This is a genomic window from Sutterella massiliensis, from assembly GCF_016899755.1.
GTDB lineage: Bacteria > Pseudomonadota > Gammaproteobacteria > Burkholderiales > Burkholderiaceae_F > Sutterella > Sutterella massiliensis.
This window is the reverse complement of sequence record NZ_JACJJC010000009.1, coordinates 81,707-108,572: the sequence shown is the minus strand read 5'-3', so window position 1 is coordinate 108,572 and position 26,866 is coordinate 81,707. Positions and strand designations below refer to the sequence as shown.

Here is a 26,866-nt window from a genome sequence, read left to right as displayed (position 1 = left end):
CGGAACGGGTGCGATTCGCGTGCAGCTTGCCCTCCGCATCCCATCGCCGAAGGGTCGAAATGGAGACCCCAAGAGTTTTCGCAGCTTCTCCGATGCTTATATACCTACTCATTTTGGCAATAAATAGTTATATTCGAGTAGATTTATTTTAACTGATTCAAGCCCTTTTCGATCGCAGTGCCGCTCGGCACAGCGAACATGGCCTTCCCGTCTTCGATTCGGATTTCCTTGACGATCCTTTGCTGTTCGTCGTAGAGGTGCTTAAAGAACGGGCTACGCGCGGCTTCGGCGGGCGTAATGACGCAGGGAAAGTATGGCGGCGGCAGTTTTGCGCCTGAAATTTCGTGCCACTCCAGCGGCTCCGCTTTCCCCTCGTTCTCGTCTTCGTTCCCCGTCAAAAGGGAACGAACTTCGTGAATCCGCTCCGATTGCTTGACCCTGTCGGCCTCATTCGCTTCAGGGGCCGTATTGTGAAGCGCCGTCAGTTCGGCAACGAGCTTCAATCTTTCGATAGGCGTCATGCTCACGGCTCCTTACACGAGGTTTTCCGTCACCTTAAGCGCGTAATTCGCCCAGGCGTCGATTGCCTGATTGACAACGGCCGTCTTTTGTTCATCCCCTTCCCAACGGCCATAAATCTGCGTGAGGATGTCCGAGAGCGCAGGATCATCCATCTGCGGATGCGTTCCGTCAATGACCTGCTGCAGAACTGCTTTGTCGGCGTCCCACTGCGGGTCACCGCCTTCAGTGCTCGATGCGGGCTCCGGCATGATGTCGACACGCTTGCTGGAGGGCTTGGAAAGCTCCTGCGGATCCATCATTGGGACAGCCGTTTCATCTACCGGCGAGGGTGGCACTTCGTTCTCTGATAACGAGGTTTGCGGCTTTTCGTCCGAAGCGGGCGCAGGAGCTGCGTCATTAGGCGATTCGTTGACCTTCGCCGCGGCTTCCTCAGCAGCCTTTCGTTCGGCTTCGGCCTCTTCCGCAGCTTTGCGAGCCGCCTCCTTTTCGGCCTCCTGTCGGGCTCGCTCTTCCTCGAACGCCTTCTTTTCGGCTTCAAGTTTGCTTCGCCCCTCCTCGACCTTTTCGTTAGCCGCCTTAAGGGCGGTTTCAGAGTCAGACAGCTTGATCTTGGCATCGGAAAGCGAGGTCTCAAGCGCCGCAAGCGTGGCCTGAGCATCCGAAAGCTCCTTTTCGAGCGATCCGGACTCGCTCTTCATGTCCGCGATTTTCTGCATGCGCTCCGCTCGTCGTGCATTCGCGCGCTGGAACGCCGCCGAGTTTTTCTCCGCGAGCTTCATGACTCGGCGGGCGACTTCACGAACGTTCAGGTCTTCTCCGTGTTCCGGCGCGACGACGATCGTGATGTCCTTCTTATTGAGGAGCCACTTCCACGAAATCATCTCGCCCTTCGGCGCGAGTTTCGAGGGCTGAGAATCGGGGTTGTGGAAGTAGATCGAAATCGTCTGCCCGTCAGAGAGCTCGAAGATGGCGGCAACGTTCGCGACGCCTCGGTTCTTGAAGGGCTTCGAGAGCTGCATGTTGACGGGCTTGTCCGTCCCGGAGGAGCGCTCCATCACCTGAAGCATGATTTGCATCTTGCGTTCAAGCTTGCTGTAGGGAGACGTGAGCGCATCGAGCGAGAGAATCGCCTCCGTCTCGGGATTTTCCAGAATGTCCGATTCCGTCACGGCATCAAAGATGAGCCCATCAGCCGCGTCGTCGCGTCGAATGTCATAAAGAAGTCGGTCGAGCGAGACGTTCTTCGGCTCCGCCGCTTCGTTCCAATACACGGTTCCAAGCATTGCTATCACTCCTTAAGCGGCGTCTCGCAGTTTTTCAAAAGCCGCAATATCGGCATTCAGGCCATTCAGCATTTGCTGAGCCTGCAGGTTGTTCTCTTGCGTCTGCTGTTCAACCTTGGCGATCTCACCGCGCAGTTCGTCGCAACGCTTATTCACTTCGGCGATAGCCTCCTTAAGAGAGGTCACCTTCTCCGTGAGAACCGCCTCAATGCGAGGCGCGGCCGTCTTGATCCCAGCCGGAACCTTGACCTGAACGCGCGCGAGCTTGCGCTGGAATGCGGCTCGGCCAGAATCCATGGCGTCTACGATTTCTTTAATCGCCTTCTTCGGGTCGTCCTGATTGCGGATGGGCAACGCCTTTCCGTTGAGCTTCACCTGAAAGATGTCGCCCGTCTTTTTGACGCATAGCGTGACCGTCTGCGAGTCTGCGAAAGTGAGATTGACTTCCTTGTACGAAATTCCGGCCGTTCGCTTGATGCGCTGAGGGACTTCCGTCTGAACGACGTTTGCCCCCTGTCGGCCGAAAGCCCGCGTGAAAGTCCGAAGGGCCTTGTCATTCGACGACAAGTCTTCAAAACCGAAAGTTCCAATTGGCATGAGAGGTACCTCAAAGTTGACCTCTCAATTTTCGGATTAGGCCCATGCCCGAAATCGCGCCGTTTTCCCTGATGGGCGATCTACGGTAATACGGAAGTTAGAAAACGAAAGCTCAAGGCAACTGAGGGCTACTGGATTAAGGGCGAGACACCGTTAAAGTAGTACCGACTTGAGCCATAGGACGCCATTCCAAAATCTGAGGTTGCTCGCGGCCAAGTGAGGAGTGGCGTCTTCTTTGATCCCAATGTGGGGCGTCACTCTGTTTCCTCAAGAACTGCAAGCCGTTGAACACGCTTTGGAAAGAAAATTCCGAGCCTATTGAGCCCCACCACCCCGTGATGTAAAATCGCCTATAGAAACGAAAGTTCGAGGGTAATGAAGGCCGCAATCCCCCGGATTTCATCTGGGAGCCCGCGATTGCCAAATGTGGTGCTGACTCGAACCGTAGGGCGTCAACTCAAAAACTGGACCGCGCGGGGAAAAGGTGAGGGTTGGCGCTATTTTTTTATCCTTCGGCCATTCGGATAATAACTGCATCTGGCGAGACTGAAAACGCCCCTTTAAGGCGCTTAACTCGGCCGTTGAATGTACCGCTACCTTTTACATTGAGCTGATATACCTCATTGGCTCCTGATGTTGGCAAAAGGATCTCAGCTAATGCGGGAAACTTTTTCCCCGATTCTTCGTCTTTCACGGGGTGAAGCGAATATACAAATTTCGCACCCGCATGTTTTTTATGATTCGGATCTCGTTCAACCATCCTGGTTTTACGTCCATGCATCAGAATTTCATCAAGTTGCGATAAAGCTATAAGAATGTATTTCGCAACAGCGTACATTTCTTCAGCCGAGAGCATGCTGATCGTACTGAATGGTTCCGTTCGGAGTGAACCCTTTACATCAAAGGAAATGATCTCTTCGCTCCCATCATCATTTTTCATCTGCAGCGTGTATGATCGCCCATAAAGTCGATCATTTACGAAATCCTTCAAGACACTGGAAATTTTCTCTCTGCGTTTAAGTCAGTCAAAATAAGGCTGCAACTCAGCATACGTTGCCACCGAATCAAGTGCACATGTATTCAGAAAGAGGCGCCGAAGCAACATGTACGAATCCATCGAATCCCTCCGTTCTGGCTCTATGGAGAAATTCTGCGGATTCCGTGCGCCTACCCATCAAGGCGTTTTCCAAAAACAGAATTAGATCGTTCAAATATGCCGAAGCCCCGACTTGCGGGGCTTTTTTTGATCAGTAGGCCATCTGGAGCCACGGCTCGAACGGGAGATTCTTTCGAATGTAGACCTCCATTTCAGCCACCTGCTCGGGCGTTGCCTTCACGGACTTCAGCCACTCGCGAATCTCTTGGCGCTGACGCTCCACCCACTCAATCTCGGGGCATTCTTCGATCAACTCCGGAGGCCGTCCAGATTGTCTTTTATATTCTTCCTTAGCTTCTTCGTAGCTCAAAATGCCGATACAGTCATTAGCTAGGAAGGCCTTGTAGGCGTCCGTAAAGCTCTTCGCCATGGGGGAGTCTTTGTCTTCGAGCCAGTCCTGCCGAGTCCCGTACTCTTCCTCCCACCGTTCGTCTTCGGTCATTTCCGGATCGCCATCGTCCATCAGATCGTCAAAATCGTCTTCCATCTCATTCCCCAAAACGGCGGGCGCATTCATTATCGATGATTTGCCCAATCTTCTGCGCTAACGGCCTCGGGGCCTTGCTCAGCATGTATTCACTGAACGCCTCGGCAATCATTTCCTTGACGTTAGTTCCCGCATACCTGCTCAAATCATCACGCATCGTCTTTTTGTGAGTTTTCCACAAATCCAAAATCTCAGCGTTGTATTGCAAATTCAGCATGGCATCCATGGAATGGCCCAGTTCGTGAGCGATAACGCTGCGCGCCGCATCGGATTGGCTATCCGGTCCCAAAGTTCCTTGAGGGTGAAAGCTCTCCGATTCATCACGTTTGACGCTATTGGTCAAATTCTTCCTGAAGTGGCTCGTCATTATGACGCCATAACCATAAGCACAATAGGCATATGCGCGTTCTGATTTATCCATCCCCCTGAACTTTGGAATGGAAACTTCTGGTTTGAGAATTTTTGGATTCGTGTATTTGAGCTCGTTAAAGTACTGCGATTTTGCATATGCGCGCACGTAAACTTCTCGGAGAATTGTTAGAAATTCAGGCGTGACCTCACTACTGTCCTTTACATAAGCCTTGATTCTTTTGTCGTTTTGGACGCCGTAATTTTTCGCCAACTCCATAGTCAAGTTGTAATTTCCGTAACACCTCCACCTGCGATACTGAATGGCGTCATGAATTGTGCCATCGAATTTGGCCGCTGCGAAGCGTTGATAACGGCTGACATCCGCAGTCTTCATCATTTCATCGACTCTCCTCTCGATTTCGTCGAACTGCTTTTTTCTTTCTGCCAGGAGCTCTGCTCCGGTCCCAAGCAATTTCATTTCCGAAGAGTTTGCCAACTCCGGATAACGCCCTAGAACTTCGGCGAGCGCATGCGCAATTCCCTTGGCGTTTCCGGCTTCCGCCTTCTTAAAGCAGATCAGTGAATCGGGAAGCCACGCCTTCACCTGTTCGACGTATTCGGCGGGCTTCAGGTTTTTGCTTTCGTCGAATGGATTGGCCGCCAGCCGATCCAAAACAGCTTGTACCCGCTTCCATGCGCCGAGTTTTTTGCGCAGTTCAAGGATGGTTCCCGTAATGGCGATGCGCGTGACGGCTCCGGCCGTCTGCAGTTCGCGCTTGGCCTCAAAGAGCCTCTTGGTCAGTCCTGCCGCCTCTACCGCGTTCATCGTGAAGGATTCCCCGTGATTTCGTTTCAATGAAATCCATTCTGATGATCCGAGGCTGACGGCTTCGGGCGCATTTTCCGCATTCAACCCGCAAAAACGTTTTGAGACCCCTTCGACACTGCACTTCCGCAGGAAATCATGTCGCCGATGCGTGCGACGGGCTTTCCGTTCGCGTACACCGTTCCCGATCCGCCTGCGAGCGTCCCGTCGTGGCTCGAGTCGCCGTTCGAGTGCGTAACCCAGTGGTCGCCCTGCCGCGTAACGGCAATGCCGTTCACAAAAACGTTTGAAGATCCTGAATCGCAGGTTCTAGGCGGGAAATTGCCGTGTCCCGTGCACGTGTCTCCTACTCAAGACGGGCGACAAGGGCGCGCTCGAAATGGAGCTCGTCTGGTTCGGCGATCGTCCTGCTGGTGTTCGAAAGAACCTCAACGACCCGATCATTCAGGCGCATTGGGAAACGGCGAAGCTTCTCGGCATTGACGAGCGCAAAGACTTGCCGCTCGAAGCGCAGTCCTTGAACGACAACGTTCCGGCCGCGATCGGGATCCCGACCATCAACATCGCCGTCGGCACCACGGCAACATCGCAGGGCGGACACACCTGGTACGAATGGGGCATTCCCGGCAACGGCGAAGCCGAAAGCAAGCGCGTCTACCGCCTCATCATGATGGGACTCCTCGCTGCAGGCTACAACACGGCCGACGGCAAGACGGTCGAACCCGCCCTCGGACCGATCGGTCCGCGCACGACGGAAGAAATGTACAAGTAAGGAGTTCGCCATGAAGTTTCATCATTCGCTTGCTTTCTGTGCCCTCCTTGCTGCGGGCACGGCCTTTGCCGGCACCCACACCGTTTCGATCTCGGCGCCGGGCGGCCACTCTTACGGTTCTTACGGCAACACGAACGCCGTGCACGCCGCTGCCAACGCCATCCGTGAAATCGAAAAGGCGCTCCCCGAAGCGGTCGTGAGCGACTTTAATGGCGGGAGCACCGTGAACGCCATCGCAACCGACGCCGCGTTCAAGGTGACAATCAAAAACGAAGACGCTGCCGCGCTCGAGAAGCTCAAAAAAGCGATCGACGCGGGCGTCGCACGCGAAAACGCTTTCCGCGGCGTCAAAGCGGGCGACCTCACGGCTAGCGGTGCCCCGGCGCATGTTCGCTGGAAGATGGAATGACAAAGCCTGACGCCTTTTCATTCCGTCCGTCTAAACGCCCGATTTCGTTCTTCTGCGCAGCCTGAGCGTTTTCGCGCACCATAAAAGAACCGGCAGAGAGGCAAATGCGTCCCTGCCGGTTTTTCATGCGTCGGACTTCAGCCGCCGGGCTACATCAGAGGCTCGTCTTGAAGATTTCGACGATTTCTTCGCGGGTCAGTACCTTGTAGCCGCCCTTCAGAACGATCGTGTAGTCTGCGGCCTTTTCGACCATGTCGGCTGTGAAGCCGAGTTCGGACGTCTTCATGGCGAGGCCCAGTTCGCGCATCCACGCTTCCATTGCCGCGAGACCCGCCTTCCCGGCTTCTTCGTCGGTCATCCCTTCAACGTTGATGTCCCAGACGTTTGCGGCAAATCGGCGGAATTTCGGGAGCCCGTACGGCATGATGTGGCTGTAGTAGGCGTGGGAGACCGCCGCGAGCGTCATCCCGTGCGTCGCGTCCGTGAGGCCGCCCACGGCGTGGCCGAGCATATGCACCATCCAGTCCGTGGTCTTGCCGCGGGAGATGAGCGTATTGAGGGCCCAGGTGGCCGTCCACATGATGTTCGAGCGCGCTTCGTAATTGTTGGGGTCGGCGTTCGCGATGCGGCTCGAGTGGATGAGCGAGCGCATGAGGCCTTCGCTCAGGTAGTCGCTCGTCGAATCGTCTTCGCCCGAGAAGTACTGCTCGCAGATATGATTGAAGATGTCGTAGATGCCCGCAACCATCTGGCGCTTCGGGAGCGTGAGCGTATAGAGCGGATTGAGAATCGCAAAGCGCGGCATCACGGCTTCGTCCGCAAAGACGTGACCGATCTTCTGGCGCGTGACGTCGTGCGTGATGACTGCACCCGCGTTCATTTCGGAACCGGTGCCTGGCATCGTGAGGATGCAGCCCACCGGGACGATTTCGCAGGTGGGTTCCTCAAAGCGGACGTAATACTTCTCCCAGGGATCGTCGTCGCAATTGACGGAAACGGCGAGCGCCTTCGAGTAGTCGCAGACCGAGCCGCCGCCAACGGCGAGAATAAAGTCAACCTTCGCAGCGCGGGCGATTTCGATGCCTTCGCGCAGTTTCTTGAGCGTCGGATTGGGCATCACGCCCTCGATTTCGGCGACGTTCTTGCCGCAGCGCTTCAGAATTTCGATCACCTGATCGTAGAGGCCCGACTTCTTGACGGATCCGCCGCCGTATACAAGCGCCACGTTGGGGCCGTATTTGGCGAGTTCGGCGTCAAGGTTCTCGAGGGACTTGTCGCCGAAATAGAGTTTCGTCGGGTTGCAGTATGTAAAGTTGCCGAGCATGTTTGTTTTCCTCGCGTTTTTAAATGAATCGGTGATGTTTGGGGTGTTGTCGTTTGTCGGCTCCGGCCGCAGATGCCGAGCGCCCGATGCTTGCCGTCAATAGTGCACTGGCTCTTCGTCAGGCATTTGCTCGATAGCGCCGCATCCTTGCGCATTTCGTCTCATGCGGGAAGCCGCCCGGAAACGAAAGACGCAGCTCTCTTTTCGCGAGAAAGCCGACACAGTCCCCCTTTTGCCGCACAGCCTTCTTCGCTTACTTGAGAAGCGTGCGCTCAAGGAACTTCCCGAGAAGCCGGTAGTGCTTGCGCGTTTCGGGCGCTTTTTCATTCAAGTAGTACTGCGCGTGCGAGATCGCCTCGTAGACGATGAGCTCCGCGTGGGCGTCGGCGAGAAGAAGCCGCTCGTGCATGCGCACGGTGTTGCTCAGAAAAAGGTCGCGCGTACCCGAAACGAGGAGCGTCGGCGGGAATTTCGCGAGGATCTTTTCGTCGGCATAAACGGGCGAAATGTGCGGGTCTCTGAGGTCGTTCTTCCCTGCATAAGCTTCAACAGCACTCTTGATGAGGCCGTCGTAGGTTACGAGGATGTTGTCGACATGCTCGTTCGTATAGTACGTGTCGCCGACCTTGTCCATATCCGACCAGGGCGTTCCCGAAATGAGCGCAGCGGGCATGTCGACACCCGCCTCGGCCGCCTGTATCCCGAGAATGAGCGTCATGGCGCCCCCCGTCGACGTCCCGAAAACCGCGATGTTCTTCGCGGGCACCTTTTCGAGAAGCGCGCGGTAGGCCTTGAAGGCGTCGTCGATCGCGGCCGGGTACGGGTGCTCGGGCGCCATGCGGTAGTCGACAGAGACGATCTTGTAGCCTTCGTGCGCGGCCATCAGAATCGCTTCGCCCGTGCCGGCCGCACCGTGGCCAAGAATGTAGCCGCCGCCGTGAATGTGAAAGATGATCTTGTCGGCCTTTTCAGACGAGAGATTCGCGGGCGTGAGAACCCATGCGGGGACGCCACCGAGCGTCGTCTCTTCGAGCTTCACGCCGTAGCGCGCCGCCATGTCGATCGCTGCCTTCGCGGCGCTCTCGGCATAGGCCTTTGCGATCGGCGTGATGTCGGCGGGTTTGGCGACCCCGTTCAACCAAAGGGGCGGCGGCGCGGCCGTGACGGAGGCAGACATTTCCGGGCTCAGCGTCGTCGGCGCCGGGAAGTGCTTTTCTTCGGCTGCGCCCGCCATGCTCACCCAGCCGATGGCCAGCGAGAGCCCGAGGACGATCGAAAGTGCGCTTTTTTTCATCTCGTTCTATCCGTTCTGATGTTTTTCCTTGTTTGCCGCTCAAGCCGAAACCGGCGCGGTTTGTTTCACTCGCAGCCGGTCGGTGCTTCGGTCAAGCGTTATTGTGGCCTGAATCTCACCAGGCGTACGCTTCGGGCGCTTCGCCGCCCGGGCCCGGGAAAATTTCGTCGAGCTTCGCCATCAGGTCGGCCGAAAGCTTGACTTCCATCCCCTTGATGGAGCTCTCGAGCTGCTCGATCGTGCGCGGTCCCACGATCGGGCACGTGACGTCCGGATTCGCAAGCACCCAAGCCTGCGCCACATCGGCGGGCGCGAGACCCGCTTCGTCGCAAAGCGCTTCATAAGCGGCGACGCGCTCGTAAAACTTCGGGTCGCGAATGGGAAGGGAAGGCTTCGCTCGACGCGAACCCGCGACAGCTTTTTTGAGTGCGCCCGCCAGTAGGCCGCCGTCCAAGGGACTGTAAGTCATGACGCCGAGTCCGTGCCAGCGTGCCGAAGGCAAGACCTCGAGCTCGATCGCCCGGCACGCAAGGCTGTAGCGGCTCTGTTCGCTCACGAGTCCCATGAAGTTGCGCCGACGGGCCTCGCCCTGCGCGGCGGCGATGCCCCAGCCCGGGAAATTGCAGCTCCCCGTGTAAATGACTTTGCCCTGGCGCACGAGCACCTCCATCGCTTCCCAAATTTCCTCCCACGGCGTCAGGCGGTCGAAGTGATGCATCTGGTAGAGATCGATGTGGTCTGTTTTAAGGCGCCGGAGGCTGTCTTCGCACGCTTTTCGGATGTGATAAGCCGAAAGCCGGCCGCCGTTCGGGCCGGGAATCATGGGCTGATAGAGCTTCGTTGCAAGGACGATTTCGTCGCGCTTGCCGCTTCTCTGCAGCCACTCGCCGATGATTTCTTCCGAGATGCCGTAGCCGAGCGGAATGTCCGGGCGCTGCGGGCCGCCGTAGACATCGGCCGTATCGAAGAAGTTGATGCCGCTCTCGAAAGCGCGGTCCATGATCTCAAACGCGGCGGCTTTATCGGTGCCGCAGCCGAAATTCATGGTGCCGAGACAAAGGCGGCTCACAAGGAGGCCGGTGCGGCCGAGTTTCTTGTATTCCATGGTCAACGCTCCCTATCGAACGTACGTTTGCTGCCATCCATTTTGCAGGTGCGGCACCGGCCGCGATTGTCGAATCCGACTTTCGTTTTGCCGGTGCCGATCGTTTGATCGGCGCAATGCGCACTTTTGATTCACTTTTGACGCGCGATTGCGCCCTTCCCCGCCCAATTCTCAAGCCGCATCGGGCTTCATCACGATCTTCAGAACCGGATCGGTGTGCGACGTGAGGCGCTCAAACGCATGCTGCATGTCCTCGATCGGGACAACATCGGTGACATAACGCTTCGGATCAATCATTCCGGAGGCAATGAGATCGATCGTCTCTTCGAATTCCTTGCGGGTGCAGGAGACGCTGCCGATCAAATGCGTTTCGCGAAGCACAAGGCGGTTGATGTCGATCGGAATTGTCGCGTCGATCGTGTTGCCCACCGTGACAACCGTGCCGCCCGGCTTCACGGCGTCAAGCGATGCAGCCAGAGCCGAAGCCGATCCGACGGCTTCGAATACGACGTCAAAGCCCCCGCCCGAAGCTTCGTCGTAGATCTCACGGCGATTCTCGGCCTTGCCGTCAAGGTAAGCGTCAAAGGCCCCGACTTCGCGCGCTTTGGCAAGTTTGCGGTCGTTCGTCTTCACATGGCGACATAAGACGCACCGGCGCGTTTGGCGAGTTCACCCATCATCTGCGCGATGATGCCCGAACCCACGACGAGCACCTTGTCGTGAAGCTTCAGACCGGACTTTCGAACGGCGTGATAGGCCACCATGAGGGGATCGATCAGCGCGGCGTCCGTATCCGTCACGGCGTCGGGGAGCTTGTAGGCAAGGCGCGCCGGACCAACAAACTTCTCGGCATAAGCACCGCAGCAGACGAAACCGATGTAGTTCGTGCCGTTCACCGATCGGCAGAGGTGCTCGAGACCGGCGCGGCACATGTCGCACTCGCCGCAGTAGAGGTTCGCCCAGAAGACGACGCGGTCGCCCGCTTTAAAGTGACTCGTGCCCGGATCTTCTACGACCCCGCAGAACTCGTGCCCCATCCAGAAGTCGCCTGTGTGCTTCGGGTTCCAGCCGTGCTCGGTTTTCCACATGTGAATGTCGGAGCCGCAAACACCGCACGCGGACACGCGAATGCGAATGTCGCCTGCCTTCATTTCAGGCACGGGCACAGACTTCGTTTCAAGCTTTTCCGGACCGACCAGAACGGCCGTCTTCATCATTTCGGTCATGATCTTTCTCCTTAAAAACCACACACGGCAACTCGCTCGTCGTTGGCGGCGGTTGCGTCTCTGGCGGGATGATTTCAACGCCTCAAAATGTATGTCGGCGTGAACTTTAAGAGAAGTTCAAATTTATTCATTGCTATGAACTTTTAGTTCACAGAGAAGCCCAAACGTCTTCCTTCTTTCTTTTTCCAGAAATTTCGATTACTCTCTGCTGCAGCTATCCAAAAGAAACTTTCCGATCACGTCAATCGTTCACGCATTGCCTGCATCAACGAAAAAGTGTTTGCCGCATAAATGGTCAGCCCGATCTGCGGACTCGAAGCGCGCACTTTTCGTCTTTGCTTGGAACCGATCATGTCGAGCTTTCGTCTCTACAACCGACGCCTGGATGCCTTTCTCGCCTGTGCCAGAACGGGAAGCTTCACGCAGGCGGCGCAGCGTCTTTACGTGACGCCCACGGCCCTCATCAAACAGATCAACACTTTCGAGGACGGGATCGGCGCCCCCTTGTTCGAGCGTACGCCCAGAGGCCTCAAGCTCACGCGCGCCGGCGAACGGCTGCGCCTTGAGGCCGAAGCGCTCATCGCACTCTCGGATTCAATCCTGCGCGATATTGCACGAGCTGCAGCTTCCGATGAAAACGAAATCAATGTGGGCACCTCGGCCGTCTTCTCGGGGCGCTACGTCTTCGACTGCTGGTATCGGCACCGTGAAGAACTTCCCGGCACCAAGATGCGGCTCATTTCATACGGCAATACACGCGCTGAAGTCGACCGTTCGCTCGAGCGCTTGGGCGACGAAATCGACATCATTGCGGGTGTTTTCGACGAGCGGTTTCTCGCGCGCTACAACTGCGCGGGCGTCGTCCTCGAGCGCGTACCGATCGGTCTTTCCGTTGCGACGGGCGATCCGCTTGCTGAACGGGATCGGATCGGTTTGGCGGAGCTTTCGGGACGCAAAATCTTTCTGCCGCGCTTCGGGATGCTCGAAGATTTCGATGCCGCGCAGACCGAACTTCGCGCCCGCGTACCCGATGCACGCTTCACTGAATTCGATCTTCTCGATATCGACGTCTTCAACCGAGCGTTGACCGAAGAGGGGCTTATTCTCAATATCGGCTGCTGGTCCGATGTGCACCCGCTCTTTCGCATGATTGAGCTCGACTGGACGGTTACGGCCCGATTCGGGTTCATGCTCCCGAAAGAGCCGAGCGAAACCGTGCGACGTTTTGTCGATGTCGTAAGCGCCTCCTTTCGACGAGAAGAATAGACTTCGGGCGGCGCATCCGAAGAAGTGCCGCCCGAAATGCGTTCCGAGATGGAACGATGAAGGTCCTTAAACTGCCGCAAGGCTGCGGACGCTGCCGCACCTCAGTCAGTCGCCCGCATCAGCCAAAGAGCATCGACACGGTCGCAAGCATCACGACATAGCCCACGAGAATCGGAATCGACGTGCGCTTCACCATGGTGAGCGGATTCACCTTGGCAAAGCCCGCCACGATGATGATGACGCCGGCAACGGGCGACATCGCGCGCAGCATTTCGGCCGCGGTGTGCATCATGAGCATCATGGCAATGCCGTCCGAGCCCATGCCGGCAGCGACGTCCGGAACGATGTGGCCGAGGCTTGTGAAGGCGGCAACGCCCGAACCCGTGAGAATCGTGACAGCGCCGATGATGGCCGAGAGCACGACGCCCATGCCGGTGCTGCCGAGACCAAGCCCCTGCGCGGCCGAGAGAAGCAGATCGACGATGCCGACGTTCTGCAGGCCCTTTGCGAAGAACGCCGCGACGAAGATGAGGCCGACGGTGCTCGTCAGAATGCTCCCCATGCCCTTAAACATCGCGAATGAGAGGTCGAATGATTCGCGCACGTTGCGGCGAACGACAAGGTCGACGAGGAACGCGAGCAGCCAGCAGATGAACATCGCCGTCGGCACATTGAGCGTCACCGTCTTGAAGACCATCTTGTTGAAGATCAAGAGGAAGACGATCGGAAGCACCGGAAAGATTGCGTAGAAGGCGGGCGCCTTTTCGAGGTCGCGGCGCTTTTGGGCAAGTTCGGACAAGTCCGCGACTTCGCCCGTGCCTTCTCGACGGTCGAACCAGTACTGCACGAAAACGTGCGAGACCGCCATCGCGATCACGACGGGTACGGCCATCGGGAGCTGATACTTCACGAAATATTCGATCGGTTCAAGCCCGATGAGTTCGGCAGCAAGATTCGCCGTCCCGGAAGCAGGCGCGTACCCGATGATGAGAACGCTCGCAACGACCGCAGCGGCCGAAAGCGGCGAGCAGCCCACGCGGATGATGAGCGGATAAACCGTCACGACCATCAGCATCGCCAGGCCTGCCGCAGATGTGATGACGAGACTCAGGCAGTGCCCGAAAATGAAGACGAGCGCGAGAATCAGATACGGATTCTTCACGAAGGAAAGCGGCGACGCGCAAACCGTCACGAAGCGGTCTGAGGCACCAATCGCCTGCATGTAAGCGGCAAAGCCGCCCGAAACGAGAATGATGAAGCCGACACCCGCAATCTGGGAGGTGCTGATCTGGTGAAGCAGAGCTACGAGGTCGAAGCCGATAAAGCCCGTCGACCCTTTGGCCATGAGCGTGTCGAGCCCGCCAAGGAGCGCAAGGATATTGAGAACGAGGCCGCCCAAGAAGAGCACCATGTTGACTTGGTACTTTTTGACGACGGCCCAGCCCGAAACAATCAGCACAAGAACGCCGAGCCACGGTGTGATGGCAGACATAAAAGTTTCTCCGGGTTGAGGATTTGAGGATTTGAGGATTTGAGGATTTGAGGATTTGAGGATGGTAATGGTCTTGTTGTTTCTGCCGCAGCTGCCCGTAACGAAAGGTCGGCAGCACTGCGGCCGGTCCGCCGAAAGACTAGCACCGCCGCTCTCGAGCGCCAAGACAGGATGGTGAAGCCTCGCGTATTCGCTTAGGCGACGCACCGATGAATCAGTAGCCCGGCAAATGTCACTGCACCGTGGTCACCCGAATAAACGTCAGCGAATGCCCGATTCGTCCAGCCAATCTTCAACGTCGTCCGTGAAGTCGCCCCAGTTGCGCCCCCAGATGACCAGCGAAGTCTTCACGTCGGCGCCCATGCAGTATGCCGCCCAGTCCTCGCGGGTTTCCATTTCGAAGCCGCCGCCGTGCGTGGTAAATGGCATCACGGTCTTGCCGTTCAAGTTAACGGCGAGGAGCCATGCCTGCACGGGCGTCGCAATGTGATGCCACCAGGTGGGCGCACCGAGAAAGAGCGTATCGAAGTCGTCGAGATCGAGTTCGGGCATGAGGATTTCGGGACGCACGCCCCGTTCGATATCGGCCTTCACCTGAGCGGCGGCCGTCTTGTAGTCGTCCGAGTACGGCGTTTTGAGCGTGATCTCGAAGAGCGGCACGCCGGTCGTCACGGCGATCGCTTCGGCAATGCGGCGCGTGTGTCCCGAGCGGCTGAAGTAGACCACGGCGGCGCGCTTGAGGGGGCGGGCCGGTTTCTTACCCGTTTGGTTGGCTTCTGCTGCGAGGCTCTCTGTCGAGTGAAAGGTTGCCCGTCCGGCAAGCGCCGTTAAAAAGGCACTCATGCCGGCGGTTTTGAGAATGCTGCGGCGGTCGTATTTGTCGGTCATCTTTCTATTTTGATGAAGCGGCTCTGAGGGCCGCATGCAGCGGACGGACGGCCCGCTTCAAGGTTGCGAGATCCATGCCGTCTTTGGCCTGAATCGACATGCCTTCGAGGAAAATGTTGATGAAGTCGGCTAACGCCTTGACGTCAGTTTCTTTAGAAAGCTCCCCCTCTTCTACGGCGCGGCGCAGACGACGTTCGAAGACGGCGCAGGTCTCTATTCGAAGCCGACGCACGAGCGCGCTGATTTCGCTTTCGTCGGGTGAAATATTGACGGCGGCGAGCACCACCATGCAGCCCGAAGGGTTCGAGGGATTGAGCAGAATTTCGGCCGCTTCGTCAAAGAACGATTCGAAAGCTTCGAAGACGCTGCCTTTGCCGTAGCGTTCGAGATTTCGGAGCGGTTCGGACCAATACGCCGCTTCGTAGTAGTTAACGGCTTCGATGAAAAGCTCGGCTTTTGAACCGAACGCCGCATAAAAGCTTGGCGGGTTGATCCCCATCGTCTTGCAGAGAATGGCAACGGACGCCGGTTCGTAGCCCAGACGCCAGAAGACGCGCAACGCCTCAACAAGCGCTGTGCGTCGATCGAAAGCGCGCGGCCTCCCCTTGGTCGAACGTGACGTCTTCCCCGATTTCGGCGCTCCCGAATCGACAGCCGCATTGTTTCGCAAGGCGCCGCTCTCCGTCTCGGTCTTCGTCTCGGTCTTCGTCTCGGCCGTCGTCCGGACTTCGGTCAGGCCGTCATCCGTTTCTTTTCGTTCTTTTGTCGTCATGGCGCTTCCTCTTCGTCCGTCACATCTTCATCAGGCTCGCTCGACACTCTGAGCCGCGCAATTACAAGTATTCGATGAGCCGCCTTCTTTTTTAGCACTCGATACACATATCATATCAATGTATCGATCGCTCCAGAATTTGAGAGACCGATTCTTTCTTATGACCTTTACCGTCACGGGCTCGGCGGTGTCGGCAATTCTTCCCGCCGAGCGTCTTCATCCTTCTTTCATTGATTCGAAGCTCGGAACAAAACCACGAGAGGCATGACCATGTCGAATGAAAAACCGATTACCGTGAGCGAATAGAACGCCGTCATTGAAGCGGCTGCCAAATACGTCGAAGGGCTTCAAACCGGGACCGCCGAGTAAGTAGTCGAAGCGTTCCACCCCGAAGCCAGCATGTAGGACCTTGTCGGCGGAAAGTCGCTCTTGGGCGGCCCGATTGAGAATCTTTACGACTTTGTTCGCAGCGCGGGCCCTGCGCCCGAACTCAAAGGGCGCATCGACGAGCTTGCGATCACGCCGACAACGGCCGTCGTACGCATCGACATGGAAAAAGATGCCGCCGGCGCCTGCTGCAACGACTGCCTCTCCTTGATCAAACTCGACGGCCGCTGGCAGGCGGTTTCGAAATGGTTCCACCAGTTCAATTGTTGATGAACGCTCAAGCGCGAGAAGATTCAAAACCGCCGCGTCTTTGCCGAATGCTTGCGCTGAACGCAATCTGCAGCCGAGAAGGTTGCCGGGCCCGCGCTTCTCCTGCCTCATCCGCCCGAAGGAAATCTCGGGCGGCTTTCGTTTCCGGCGTCGCCGCGGCCGATTTTCGAGACGCACCTCAGTCGCGCCGCTCTCTCTGTCTTTCGAGGTGTTGACCTTGTAGCCCCTTCAAGGTATAAGCTCCTTAACAAGAATTATTCTCAGATGCAGACAACAAATGCGACCGGAACGCTCTATATGCGGGCCCCGGCCATTGACTGTCTGCTCGGAGCCAATACATGACAGACAACCAAGGTAACGAACAAAAAGAAAAAATCAGCCGAGACGTCGCCGTGCCTGCCGATGCCGCGAAGACCTGCCCGATTGCCAAAGGCGGTGAGAAGCTTCACTTCGACATCACGGGCATGAGCTGCGCTGCCTGTTCGTCGCGCGTCGAAAAGGTGACGAACGCACTCGAAGAAGTCGATACGGCTGTTGTGAATCTCTTGAAGAACACCATGGAAGTGACTTTGGCCGCGGGCGTCGAGAAGCATGCTGCCGCCGCTGCCATCGTGCACGCCGTTGAGGATGCCGGTTATGGTGCGAGTACGCCGGAGGTCGAAGTCAAGAGCTCCTCGAACAGTCTCGGTTCGTCGGCGAGGGGCGCGAACGCTTCGGCCGCCAAAGCATCGGAAGACGCAGCGCTCGCCGTCAAGCGGCGCTTGACCGTATCGCTCGCCTTCCTCGTTCCCCTCATGTACGTTTCGATGGGCGGCATGATGGAGCTGCCGATGCCCGGATTCCTGGCCGGTCACGAGAACGGCTTCGTGTGTGCGCTGCTGCAGCTGCTTTTGTCGCTGCCGCCTCTTTTCATCAACCGCGTCTTCTTTACCCGCGGCCTCAAGGCGCTTTGGATGCGCGCGCCCAATATGGATTCGCTCATTGCCGTGGGCGCGGGCGCCTCTTTCCTCTACGGCGTCTGGGTAATTCTCAAGATGGCGTCGCTTGCTGGCATGGGCCGCATTGAAGAGGGGCTTGCCCTCACGCACAGCCTCTACTTTGAGGGCGCGGCCATGATCGTGACGCTCATTACGGTCGGCAAATTCCTCGAAGCGCGCGCGAAGGGCAAGACCGCCGGTGCGATCGAAGCGCTGATGGCGCTCGCCCCGAAGGAAGCCGTCATTCTTGTTGACGGAAAAGAAAAAGTGGTGCCGCGCGAAGCCGTCAAGGCGCTCGACAAGGTAGTGCTTCGAACAGGCGCAACGATTCCCGTTGACGGCGTCGTCATTGAAGGATCGGGCACCGTGGACGAATCGGCGATGACGGGCGAAAGCGTGCCGGTCCCGAAGGCTGCGGGCGACACGCTCACGGGCGCAACCCTTGTCGCGAGCGGACACTTCGTGATGAAGGCGACGAAAGTGGGCGACGAAACGGCGCTTGCCGCCATTATTCGGCTCGTCGACGAAGCGACCTCCTCCAAGGCGCCGGTCGCGCGTCTCGCCGACAAAGTAAGCGGCATTTTCGTGCCCGTCGTGATTGCGATTGCCGTCGTGACGCTCATCGTCTGGCTCGCGCTCGGCGCCGACTTTGAATTCGCACTGACGAACGCCATTGCTGTGCTCGTCATCTCCTGCCCGTGTGCACTCGGTCTCGCAACACCGACGACCATCATGGTCGGCACGGGTGCGGGCGCCAAACGCGGCATTCTTTTTAAGAGCGCCGCCGCGCTCGAAGCGCTCGGTACGGTGAACGCCGCCTATCTCGATAAAACGGGTACGGTCACGACCGGCAAACCCGTCGTGACCGGCATTGAACCCGCGACGGACTCGCTTGAGATGCCGCTTCTCTTTGCTGCGGGCGCCCTTGAAAACCCGTCCGAGCATCCGCTCGCGCGCGCCGTTGTCGACGAAATCAAAAAGCGCAAGCTCCCCGTGATTCCGGTCACGGACTTTGAGCAGTTCGAAGGCCGGGGCATCACGGCGAAAATGGGCGACAAAACCTACTTCGCAGGGAACGCACGACTTGCCGAAGAGCTTTACGCGCCGATTCCCGACAATCTCGCCATCAAAGCACAGCGCGCAGCGGATGCAGGTGAAACGCCGATCGTCGTCGGCATTGCCGGCACAGGCAGCACTGAAGGGACCGCCGGCGCACCCGGTGAGGTCCTTGGCCTCATTCGCATTGCCGACGCGATCAAACCCGACAGCAAAGACGCTGTGGCTGCGCTCAAGTCGCTCGGTCTTGAGGTCACGATGCTCACGGGCGACAACGAGCGAACCGCCCGCGAAATTGCGGCTCGAGCCGGCATTGAAAGCGTTGTCGCAGGGGTTCGGCCCGACGGAAAAGCCGCCGAAATCGAAAAAGCCAAAGCGGCCGGAGAGCGCGTCGTCATGGTTGGCGACGGCGTCAACGACGCACCTGCGCTCGCCGCGGCGACCGTCGGTGCCGCCATCGGCGCCGGGACGGACGTCGCCATTGCCTCGGCCGACGTCGTTTTGATGCGCAGTTCCGTTTTTGATGTTGCAGCTGCGATCGAACTCTCGCGCGCCACGATGCGCAATATCAAGGAGAATCTCTTCTGGGCATTCATCTACAACGCGATCGGCATTCCGATCGCGGCAGGTGTCTTTGCCTCGCAGGGCCTCACCCTCAACCCGATGATCGCTGCGGCCGCGATGAGCCTTTCGTCTTTCTCGGTCGTCACGAACGCGCTGCGGCTTCGATTCTTTAAACCCAAATTCGCCCCCGCCGGGACGGCAACGCTCTTAGGCGGATCCAATACCGAACAATCCACTCACAAGCAAAAGGAAATCATCATGAAGGAAAAAATCGTCATGATCGACGGCATGCACTGCGGCAACTGCACGGCACGTGTTGAAAAGGCGCTTTCGGCGCTGCCGGGCGTCGCCTCCGTCAAGGCCGACCTCGAAAAGAAGTGTGCGACCGTTGCGTGCGAAGAATTCGTTACCGACGAGATGCTCGTTCAAACGGTGAATTCGCTTGGGTTCAAAGCAGGCGAAGTTCGCTGAGTTCACCTCGGAGCACGTGCAAGTTACTTCCGCGCGACTTGCACGAGCTCTTCAGTAATCGTTTGATTCTTGACATTCTCCCGATTTCAAGAAGCGCTCCTCAATCGCACAAACGACGTACTGTCTCCAGAAGTTCGTTAAGATGCAATTACCTTCTACGACAGAGTTGCAGAAGTCACTGTATACAAAATGACTCGAAAACAACTCGGGCTTAATCTTTCTGCCGGCAACACTCTTTCATTTTTGCAACAAACCCGCAATCTCACGAATCCGATTGCGGGTTTGCTGTTTAAATAAAGGAATGCAACGGGCGATTACTTCGGCTCAACGCACTTGCGGCCGAAGAACGCTTCGTAGGATTCGTTGCGGCACTCGCCGGTCAGGCGTTCGATCGTCACTTCGTAGAAGTCCATCATCGTTTCGATGCCTTTGCGGCGCGTAACGAGCGCCTTTTCGACGTCTTCGCTCGGCGTATGACGCTGCATGAGGGGACGCATCAGATGTCCGAACCATTGCGGAACACACGGGCATTTCTTCGCGCCTTCTCGCTGAACTATTCCGTGAGGTCGGCACAACCGTTCATGCCAAATTTCTCGATATGCGGCTCGAACGTGCATCCGTCGAACTGCGTCTCTCGAACGACGAGGCGCGCTCTGCCGCAGAAATCGGGCTTCGCAACGGCTTTAAGAACGCGTCGCACTTTGGGAGGCTCTTCAAAGCCAAATACGGACTCACGCCCAACGAATGCCGCAACCGCGGATAAGGCGGTTAGGCGCTTCTGGACAAATAGAACAGAAAACCTGCCGCCCGGTGCAGAGCCGTGCGCCGCTCGCGATTCCCAATCAGTCGACGGCATAAGCACAGCCATCGTGAGCCGACGCTCTTTCGGACTCTAACGACCGCTCTATCCGAGACGCCGCCGGCAGGAGAACGGCGGCCGAAAGCGCGAGGCACACCAACGCGCCTGCAACCGACGCCGCAATACCCCACTCGGCGATGAAAACGCCGCAAAGCGCCGTGCCTGCGGCAGTACCGGTGTTGGCCGCAGAGAGGAAAAGACCGTTGCCGAACTCGGGCGCGTCGTGCGCGGCGCGGCTGATGAGGTATTGACTGTTGTTGCTCGATAGGCCCGTGAGGATGCCGAAGAGGATAACGGCAATCGCCATCGGAATGGCTGTGCCGCCAACGACGCCGATGAGTGCTAAATAGGCTGCGAGTCCGGCCGTCGTCCACCGGATCGTCCGCGCCGGCGCCTGCGCGAGCCATTTGCCGGCGAGCACATTCCCGACTATGTTCGCCGCGCCGTAAAGAAAGAGCACAAAGCTTACGACCGAATAGGTAAGGCCGGTTTCGGTCTTGAGGTAATCGGCGAGGAAGCTGAAAAAACCGAAGGTCGTGCCGTTCGTGAGAATCACCGCGGCGACCGCGAGCTGCAGTTCGCGTCGGCGAAGAATGCGGACCTGTTCGCCGTAGGTCTTGACGCCGTCAGCCGGCATGGAAGGCACGAAAAGCAGCGTAAGGATAAAGACAGCGATATTGACGACAGCGAAAAATCCCATTGCTGCCGCGTAGGACCACTCGCTCGCGATAAAGCCCGCTGCCGGGACACCGAGCACCATGCCGGCCGAGACGCCGATGAATATCCGCGCAACCGCCTTCGGTCCCTGGTTCTTCGGCACCGAGGCCGCAGCAACTGTAAAAGCCATCGACACGTAGACCGGATGAAACACGGCCGGCACGGCGCGGGAAACCAGCAGGACCCAAAAATCGGTCGTGAGCATCCCGATCACGCTGCTCGCTATGAAGACGCCAAGCGAAATGAGCATCACGTGCTTGCGGTTGAATCTTGAGAAAAGCATCGGCGTCACGGGACCGCATATCGCGATACCGATCGCAAAGATCGTCACCGTCCAGCCTGCCGTCGGGACGGAGACGCCGAACGTTTCGGCAATCAATGGAATCATGCCGATCACACCCATTTCGGTATTGAGAATGCCGAAAACGCCGAGCGTCAGAATCGGCACGAGGAGTGCATTTCGTTTGTTTTGCATTTGATGGGAAGCCAAATCATCCGGTGTACCCGAGGCCGGCGTACGGGAACCCGAATCGGTTGATCGATGTCCGAATCCTATCGATTCATTCTTTCTATTTCAAATGCCTATAGTTAATTCACATTCATGCCTATTGGGCATTCAAAATCCATTTTCAAAAGCGCTTCAAATCGGTATGATGCGTTTGTATATTTGAAGTGTTCGCTACAGATTTCTTTTCAATCTTCTTTTCAATCCCAATGACCGGAAACCAAGATGAAGACCATTCGACTGCTTTATCCCGACCATGCGAGCGGCGGGCTTGAAACGTACTATTTCGGTGCAAAGCTTCTGTCTCACATCCTGCCCGAAAACCCGAAGCAGCCGCTCGTAGAAGTCAAAATTACGCCGCCCGACGGGCGTGCGCCTGTCGTCACAAACGGCATTGCCGAACTCGACCAAGTCCAAGCCGGCATCCGCAACGCCAAAGCGGTCATTGCCCGTGAAGCGCCCGATCGTATCGTTACGATCGGCGGCAACTGCATCGTTTCGCTTGCCGCCTTCGACTATCTGCATGGTCTCAACCCGAATACCGGCATCGTCTGGATTGATTCGCATCCCGATGTGTCGCTCCCTGAAAACGGCTACCCGAACGCACACGCGATGGTGCTCGGCGCGCTCCTCGGACGCGGCGCCGAAGCGCTCAAAGTCGAAATGGAGAATCCGCCCTTTGGAGCGAAGGACCTTCTCTACGTCGGCCTGCAGGGACTCCTCGACTACCAGCGCCGCTTCCTTGAAGATGCTGGCGTCGACTTCATGCTGCAGAACGAGGCGTTCGTTGGCAGCGAGAAGATTGCCGACTTCGTTCGCCGATACGACCGGATTCTCGTCCATCTTGACATCGACGTCCTCGATCCCAAGTGCTTCCATTCGACCTACTTCGCCAATCCGGCGCTTACGGGGGACGGCTCGGGCGGCGGACGCATGACGATGGATGAACTCGCGCGCATTCTCGGCGTCATTGCAGCAAACGGTACGGTCTCGGGCTTCACGATTGCCGAGTACCTGCCGTTTGACGAAGAGCGCCTCCACAAACTTTTCGCGGGGCTCCAGATCCTGACGGACTGACGCGTCGGCGTTTTCCTTGGCACGGCGTCTCGACGACCTGCGCTGCTACCGCATACTCACGTCGTGCCTTCACCATCGTTTTGTGTCGAATCTGCGGCCTCGTATTGGCCGTTTGTGTGTCCGGATCGCCCGCCTCCGCGAGCCGACAACTGCCAGTGCCACCGACTTTTTGAGCTTATATTGGTATTTCGGTACCGACTTACGCATATAATAAATACCAACACAAAATGATTTGCCGGCGAGCGTACCGCACCGGCTCATTCAAAGAGAACCCACGCCCCCCATTCGCAGGCCTGCCTATGATCGAACTCTCAGAAGCCGCCGCCATTGCCATTCACGCCATGGTCTTTCTCTCGAGAAACGGCACGACGCCGCAGCCCTTGAAGCAGATTGCAGCCGTCACCGACGTCTCCGACAATCACCTCTCCAAGGTGCTCCAGAAGCTCGTCAAGGCGGGCTTCATTGAATCGGTGAAGGGCCCCAAAGGCGGCTATGTCATTCGCGAAGAAATGCGATCCGCAACCCTTATGTCGATCTATGAAGCGATCGACGGCGAATGGAAACCTCGGCACTGCCTCTTCTCGGGTCCGCGCAGGACGCCCTGCTGCTGCGCAATGCGTCCGATGCTCGATTCGATCAACAAAACCTTCTACGACTACATGACCGGCCACACGATCGACCGGGTCTGATCGAATACCTTCGTTCGACTCGATCGTACGTCGCCCTATTTCTTTCTTGATCGAATCGCGCCGAATCGATTCGAGGGGCCTTTTTGCGCCGAATATTTTGAATTCCGATAACAAAACGAAATTTAACTTCGTTTCATACATGAGACCTTGAACCATGAACACAAATGCCCGAATCGAAATCAAGCCGACCGATCAGGCTGAAGCGCCGCGCATGTTCTGCAATCAGTGCGAACAGACGACCAAAGGCGTCTGCTGCGTCAAGATCGGCACCTGCGGCAAGGACCCTGCGCTCGCAGCCCGTCAGGACGAGATCGTCGCGGCGTTGATCGACGCATCCCGCTACGTTGGCCACTCGTCGGACAATGCGAAACTTTTTGAAAAGGCGCTCTTTGCGACGCTCACGAACGTTAACTTCGACTGCGAGAAGATCCGGTCGCTGACCGAAGAGGTTCGTTCTCTCGTGAACGAGGCTGCCGAACTGCGTTTCGACATGCAGTCCGTTTGGACGGCGGACGACGATATTCGAAGCCTGAAGTCTCTCATTCTTTTCGGATTAAAGGGCGTGGCCGCCTACGCCTATCATGCCCGAATTCTCGGCTACACGAACGACGAGATCGATGCGTTCTATTTCAAGGCGCTTCGCGCGATCGCGTCGCTCTCGGACGCCGAATCGCTCCTGCAGCTCGTTATGGAAACGGGCCGTATCAACTTCGTCACGATGGCGCTTCTCGATCGTGCGAACACCGAAACGTACGGTCATCCGACGCCGACAGCGGTAACGACTGAAGTCGAACCCGGCCCCTTCATCGTCGTGACGGGGCACGATCTGCACGACCTCGCGCTGCTCCTTGAAGCGACGAAGGATAAAGGCGTCAACATCTATACGCACGGTGAAATGCTGCCTTGCCACGCCTATCCAGAACTCAAAAAATATCCGCACTTGAAGGGACACTTCGGCACGGCATGGCAGAACCAGCAGAAGGAATTCAAAAATCTTCCCGCCCCCGTGCTCTTTACGACGAACTGCATCATGCCGCCCAAGGCAAGCTACGAAGACCGCGTCTTTACGACGTCGGTCGTCGAATACCCGGGAATGATGCATATCGGCACCGATGCCGACGGCCGCAAAGATTTCACGCCCGTGATCGAAAAGGCGATCGCGCTCGGGGGCTTCACCGAGAAGCAGCACCTCACGGGCGCCAACGGCGGCTCGACAATGCTCACGGGCTTCGGACACAACACGGTCCTAGGCGTCGCCGACAAGGTGGTCGACGCGGTGAAGTCGGGCGCTCTCAAGCATATCTTCCTCGTAGGCGGCTGCGACGGCGCGAAGTCCGGCCGAAGCTACTATGCCGAATTTGTCAAAGCGACCCCGAAGGACACGCTCGTTCTTACGCTCGCCTGCGGCAAGTTCCGCTTCAACGACCTCGACATCGGCGAAATCGGCGGATTGCCGCGATTGATCGACATGGGCCAATGCAACGACGCCTATTCCGCGATCAAGGTCGCCGTCGCGCTGGCCGACGTCTTCAAATGCTCGGTGAACGATCTTCCGCTTTCGCTCGTGCTCTCCTGGTACGAACAAAAGGCGGTGAGCATTCTCTTGACGCTCCTCTACCTCGGCATCCGTGACATTCGCATCGGACCGAGCCTTCCGGCCTTCGTTTCGCCCAATGTTCTGAAAGTTTTGGTCGAAAACTACGGCGTCAAACCCATTACGACGCCCGAGGCCGATTTGAAGGCGATCCTCGGCTGATTTTCATTTCTCTTCGCTAAGCTCGGCACTTAACTATCGGATTGCTTTTTGGTGCCGTTCCCGGTGCGCTTGACCGTTTCAGGCGCGCCGGTTTGTTTTTGGCTCTCTCTTGGCAGTCTTTCGCGACTTTACGCAGTCGAAAAGCCATGTTGCCTCAAAGAGGCACGATTGCGAGAGAAATCCGCATTTCACTTCAACGGCCGCCCCGTAGAATGGTCGGCATGAGTACCGTCGACAAAGCCGCGCTCGAAGGCGCCGAGAACGTCAAATCCGCCAAACCCACTTCGCAGGACATACTCGGGAGACGCTTCAGCATCGCGGGGCAGCTTCGCTTTGCCTTTCCGCGCATGCTGATGTCGCTCTTCATCATGTCCTATGCGGTTGCGGACGGCGCACTCATTTCGCGCTACCTCGGCGCCGATGCGCTCGCCGCACTCAACCTCGCCTGGCCGCTTCAGGGCATCGTAAGTGCATTCGGCATCATGCTCTCGGCGGGCGGGGGCTCCGTTCTCGCGCGCCGCTTGGGCAAGAACGCGCACGCTGCAGCCGAAAGTGCGCTTTCAACCGTCTTTTTGGGCGAGCTTCTCCTCGGTGCGGTGCTCGGTCTTCTTGCGCTCCTCGTTCTCGAACCCATTCTCACGTTCCTCGGAATCGGCCCCAAGGAAATGGCTTTGGCGATCGACTACCAGCAGACGGCCCTGATCGGGACGCCTCTCCTTTTCGTGAGTCTTGCCTCGCAAACACTCTTTACGGCAACGGGCTTTCCCAAAATCGGCCTTGCAGCCTCCATTGCGTCAGGGCTCACGAACGTCGTGCTCGACATCCTCTTTATGGGCCCACTGCAGATGGGCATGAGGGGGGCGGCGCTCGCGACCGTCATTTCCTGGGCCGTCGCGATGGCGGCCGCGATCCTGTTTTTCGCGAGGAAAGGCGCGCCCGTTCAGCTGCACTTCCCCGTTCTTGAATTGAAGGCATTCAAGCATGCCGTCACGAGCGGTACGGCCGAGATGGTTTCCTACCTCTCGCACTCGGTGACGCTCTTTCTCTTCAACAGCGCGCTCCTTGCGCATCTCGGGCTTAACGGCGTCGCCGCGCTAACGATCGCCGGATACTCGACTTATGTCTTCAACTCGGTCTTCTACGGCTTTTGCGAAGCGTCTGCGCCGATCGTGGGCTTCAAGTACGGCGCAAGAGACTGGCCCGAACTCGCCCGGGTCTTCAAGAATTCGCTCCTTATCATGGCGGGGTTCGGCGTAGTCGCCTACACCTCGGCCGTGCTCTTTGCCGAGCCCGTGCTTGCCTTCTTCGTCGACCGGGATACGGCGGTCTTTACGCTTGTGCGCGAGAATTTCTCGATCTATGCACTTTCGCTGCTTCTCCTTTGCCCCAACATGTTCACGGCCTATTTCTTCACGGCCTTCGGAGACGGCAAGCGCGCGGGCATCCTGTCTTTTTGCCGCACGTTCCTCTTTCTGGTCCTCGCAATTGAAATACTGCCCGAAGTACTCGGCGACCTCGGGCTTTGGCTCGCCGTACCGACTGCGGAACTCCTTGCTTTTTGCGTTTGCGTCGTCTTCATTCTGAAGAATCGGCGACGTTACGGCTACGACGGCAAAGCGGCGCTTCGTATCAACGAGGCATGACAGCGGCGGCGCGCTTGTGCGCTTGAACGCAGCGGTCATTCGCGAGGATTCGCGATGAGCCTGCGACGCGCGGCACCGAACCGCCCGCCATTCCGCCCGCTGTTCCGCACTCAAGGTGAGCGTTG

The 26,866-nt window shown here is 57.5% G+C and carries 27 protein-coding genes and 1 pseudogene; 9 read left to right on the top strand and 19 right to left on the bottom strand.

All coding sequences use genetic code 11. The features are described from left to right. From H6A60_RS07185 to H6A60_RS13925, 8 genes and pseudogenes are all read right to left on the bottom strand, one after another. Positions 1 to 112: MerR family DNA-binding transcriptional regulator (locus H6A60_RS07185; RefSeq protein ID WP_205102813.1), on the bottom strand; the 112-nt coding region annotated here is incomplete at its 3' end. Positions 113 to 143: 31 nt separating this feature from the next. Further along, the gene (locus H6A60_RS07180) at positions 144 to 521 is read right to left on the bottom strand and encodes a hypothetical protein (protein WP_205102796.1); all 378 of its coding nucleotides are present in this window, start codon (positions 519 to 521) and stop codon (positions 144 to 146) included. A 12-nt stretch (positions 522 to 533) separates the two neighbouring features. After that, positions 534 to 1,805: a defense against restriction DarA-related protein gene (locus H6A60_RS07175; protein ID WP_205102794.1), complete on the bottom strand. Its 1,272-nt coding sequence runs from the start codon at positions 1,803 to 1,805 to the stop codon at positions 534 to 536. A 12-nt stretch (positions 1,806 to 1,817) separates the two neighbouring features. Then, complete coding sequence (locus H6A60_RS07170; RefSeq protein ID WP_205102791.1) at positions 1,818 to 2,402, bottom strand: defense against restriction DarA-related protein; 585 nt, start codon at positions 2,400 to 2,402, stop codon at positions 1,818 to 1,820. 505 nt (positions 2,403 to 2,907) lie between these two features. Beyond that, positions 2,908 to 3,393 carry a hypothetical protein gene (locus H6A60_RS07165; protein WP_205102789.1) on the bottom strand — a complete coding sequence of 162 codons (486 nt, stop codon included), beginning with the start codon at positions 3,391 to 3,393 and terminating at the stop codon, positions 2,908 to 2,910. Between the two features lie 256 nt (positions 3,394 to 3,649). After that, the gene (locus tag H6A60_RS07160; RefSeq protein ID WP_205102786.1) at positions 3,650 to 4,045 is read right to left on the bottom strand and encodes a hypothetical protein; all 396 of its coding nucleotides are present in this window, start codon (positions 4,043 to 4,045) and stop codon (positions 3,650 to 3,652) included. A gap of 1 nt (position 4,046) precedes the next feature. Continuing rightward, on the bottom strand, positions 4,047 to 5,309 hold the full coding sequence (locus H6A60_RS07155; RefSeq protein WP_205102783.1) for a hypothetical protein: 1,263 nt from the start codon (positions 5,307 to 5,309) through the stop codon (positions 4,047 to 4,049). After that, a pseudogene (locus H6A60_RS13925) lies at positions 5,306 to 5,509 on the bottom strand (PAAR domain-containing protein); the annotation flags it as partial. The pseudogene H6A60_RS13925 and the gene H6A60_RS07155, both read right to left, overlap by 4 nt. A gap of 92 nt (positions 5,510 to 5,601) precedes the next feature. Here H6A60_RS13925 and H6A60_RS07145 point away from each other — a divergent pair. Together H6A60_RS07145 and H6A60_RS07140 are read left to right on the top strand one after the other, a co-directional pair. Then, positions 5,602 to 5,994 (top strand): hypothetical protein, encoded by a 393-nt coding sequence (locus tag H6A60_RS07145; protein WP_205102779.1) that lies wholly within the window; start codon positions 5,602 to 5,604, stop codon positions 5,992 to 5,994. A 10-nt stretch (positions 5,995 to 6,004) separates the two neighbouring features. Next, the gene (locus H6A60_RS07140; protein ID WP_205102777.1) at positions 6,005 to 6,403 is read left to right on the top strand and encodes a peptidase dimerization domain-containing protein; all 399 of its coding nucleotides are present in this window, start codon (positions 6,005 to 6,007) and stop codon (positions 6,401 to 6,403) included. Between the two features lie 154 nt (positions 6,404 to 6,557). On the opposite strand, the gene H6A60_RS07135 is transcribed toward H6A60_RS07140, so the two are convergent. The 5 genes from H6A60_RS07135 to H6A60_RS07115 all read right to left on the bottom strand — a co-directional run bounded on the left by H6A60_RS07135 (position 6,558) and on the right by H6A60_RS07115 (position 11,352). After that, complete coding sequence (locus H6A60_RS07135; RefSeq protein WP_205102775.1) at positions 6,558 to 7,727, bottom strand: iron-containing alcohol dehydrogenase; 1,170 nt, start codon at positions 7,725 to 7,727, stop codon at positions 6,558 to 6,560. A gap of 253 nt (positions 7,728 to 7,980) precedes the next feature. Beyond that, positions 7,981 to 9,021, bottom strand: a complete 1,041-nt coding sequence (locus H6A60_RS07130; RefSeq protein ID WP_205102773.1) for an alpha/beta hydrolase — start codon at positions 9,019 to 9,021, stop codon at positions 7,981 to 7,983. 115 nt (positions 9,022 to 9,136) lie between these two features. Continuing rightward, complete coding sequence (locus H6A60_RS07125; RefSeq protein ID WP_205102771.1) at positions 9,137 to 10,126, bottom strand: aldo/keto reductase; 990 nt, start codon at positions 10,124 to 10,126, stop codon at positions 9,137 to 9,139. A gap of 171 nt (positions 10,127 to 10,297) precedes the next feature. Next, entirely contained in the window at positions 10,298 to 10,759 is a 462-nt protein-coding gene (locus H6A60_RS07120) for a zinc-binding dehydrogenase (protein ID WP_205102768.1), read from the bottom strand. Continuing rightward, entirely contained in the window at positions 10,756 to 11,352 is a 597-nt protein-coding gene (locus tag H6A60_RS07115; protein ID WP_205102766.1) for a zinc-dependent alcohol dehydrogenase, read from the bottom strand. Before H6A60_RS07115 ends, H6A60_RS07120 begins: the two co-directional genes overlap by 4 nt. Positions 11,353 to 11,703: 351 nt before the next feature. Between H6A60_RS07115 and H6A60_RS07110 the strand changes: the two genes are divergently transcribed. Continuing rightward, positions 11,704 to 12,618: a LysR family transcriptional regulator gene (locus H6A60_RS07110; protein ID WP_205102764.1), complete on the top strand. Its 915-nt coding sequence runs from the start codon at positions 11,704 to 11,706 to the stop codon at positions 12,616 to 12,618. Positions 12,619 to 12,736: 118 nt separating this feature from the next. Here the strand turns inward: H6A60_RS07110 and dcuC are convergent, their stop codons facing one another. The 4 genes from dcuC to H6A60_RS14220 all read right to left on the bottom strand — a co-directional run bounded on the left by dcuC (position 12,737) and on the right by H6A60_RS14220 (position 16,604). Further along, entirely contained in the window at positions 12,737 to 14,110 is a 1,374-nt protein-coding gene (gene dcuC / locus H6A60_RS07105; protein WP_205102762.1) for a C4-dicarboxylate transporter DcuC, read from the bottom strand. A gap of 261 nt (positions 14,111 to 14,371) precedes the next feature. Beyond that, positions 14,372 to 14,998, bottom strand: coding sequence for a flavodoxin (locus tag H6A60_RS07100; RefSeq protein WP_205102760.1), 627 nt, complete (start codon positions 14,996 to 14,998; stop codon positions 14,372 to 14,374). A gap of 4 nt (positions 14,999 to 15,002) precedes the next feature. Further along, a complete protein-coding gene (locus H6A60_RS07095) occupies positions 15,003 to 15,770 on the bottom strand; it encodes a TetR/AcrR family transcriptional regulator (protein WP_205102758.1) in 768 nt (255 codons plus the stop codon). A gap of 216 nt (positions 15,771 to 15,986) precedes the next feature. Further along, positions 15,987 to 16,604 (bottom strand): hypothetical protein, encoded by a 618-nt coding sequence (locus H6A60_RS14220; protein ID WP_239477643.1) that lies wholly within the window; start codon positions 16,602 to 16,604, stop codon positions 15,987 to 15,989. A gap of 161 nt (positions 16,605 to 16,765) precedes the next feature. Between H6A60_RS14220 and H6A60_RS07085 the strand changes: the two genes are divergently transcribed. Further along, positions 16,766 to 19,495: a heavy metal translocating P-type ATPase gene (locus H6A60_RS07085; protein WP_205102754.1), complete on the top strand. Its 2,730-nt coding sequence runs from the start codon at positions 16,766 to 16,768 to the stop codon at positions 19,493 to 19,495. Between the two features lie 314 nt (positions 19,496 to 19,809). Here the strand turns inward: H6A60_RS07085 and H6A60_RS07080 are convergent, their stop codons facing one another. Next, entirely contained in the window at positions 19,810 to 19,992 is a 183-nt protein-coding gene (locus tag H6A60_RS07080; protein WP_205102752.1) for a hypothetical protein, read from the bottom strand. A gap of 14 nt (positions 19,993 to 20,006) precedes the next feature. Here H6A60_RS07080 and H6A60_RS07075 point away from each other — a divergent pair, with 14 nt between their 5' ends. Further along, positions 20,007 to 20,258, top strand: coding sequence for a helix-turn-helix domain-containing protein (locus H6A60_RS07075; RefSeq protein WP_205102810.1), 252 nt, complete (start codon positions 20,007 to 20,009; stop codon positions 20,256 to 20,258). Positions 20,259 to 20,337: 79 nt separating this feature from the next. Here H6A60_RS07075 and H6A60_RS07070 read toward each other — a convergent pair whose 3' ends face one another. After that, positions 20,338 to 21,546 (bottom strand): MFS transporter, encoded by a 1,209-nt coding sequence (locus H6A60_RS07070; RefSeq protein WP_205102750.1) that lies wholly within the window; start codon positions 21,544 to 21,546, stop codon positions 20,338 to 20,340. A 255-nt stretch (positions 21,547 to 21,801) separates the two neighbouring features. Between H6A60_RS07070 and H6A60_RS07065 the strand changes: the two genes are divergently transcribed. The 4 genes from H6A60_RS07065 to H6A60_RS07050 all read left to right on the top strand — a co-directional run bounded on the left by H6A60_RS07065 (position 21,802) and on the right by H6A60_RS07050 (position 26,741). Continuing rightward, entirely contained in the window at positions 21,802 to 22,653 is an 852-nt protein-coding gene (locus H6A60_RS07065) for an arginase family protein (RefSeq protein ID WP_205102748.1), read from the top strand. Positions 22,654 to 22,952: 299 nt separating this feature from the next. Beyond that, entirely contained in the window at positions 22,953 to 23,342 is a 390-nt protein-coding gene (locus H6A60_RS07060; RefSeq protein WP_205102746.1) for an RrF2 family transcriptional regulator, read from the top strand. 154 nt (positions 23,343 to 23,496) lie between these two features. After that, on the top strand, positions 23,497 to 25,098 hold the full coding sequence (hcp, locus tag H6A60_RS07055) for a hydroxylamine reductase (RefSeq protein WP_239477642.1): 1,602 nt from the start codon (positions 23,497 to 23,499) through the stop codon (positions 25,096 to 25,098). 221 nt (positions 25,099 to 25,319) lie between these two features. Then, positions 25,320 to 26,741, top strand: a complete 1,422-nt coding sequence (locus H6A60_RS07050; RefSeq protein ID WP_205102744.1) for an MATE family efflux transporter — start codon at positions 25,320 to 25,322, stop codon at positions 26,739 to 26,741. Positions 26,742 to 26,866 lie beyond the last annotated feature (125 nt).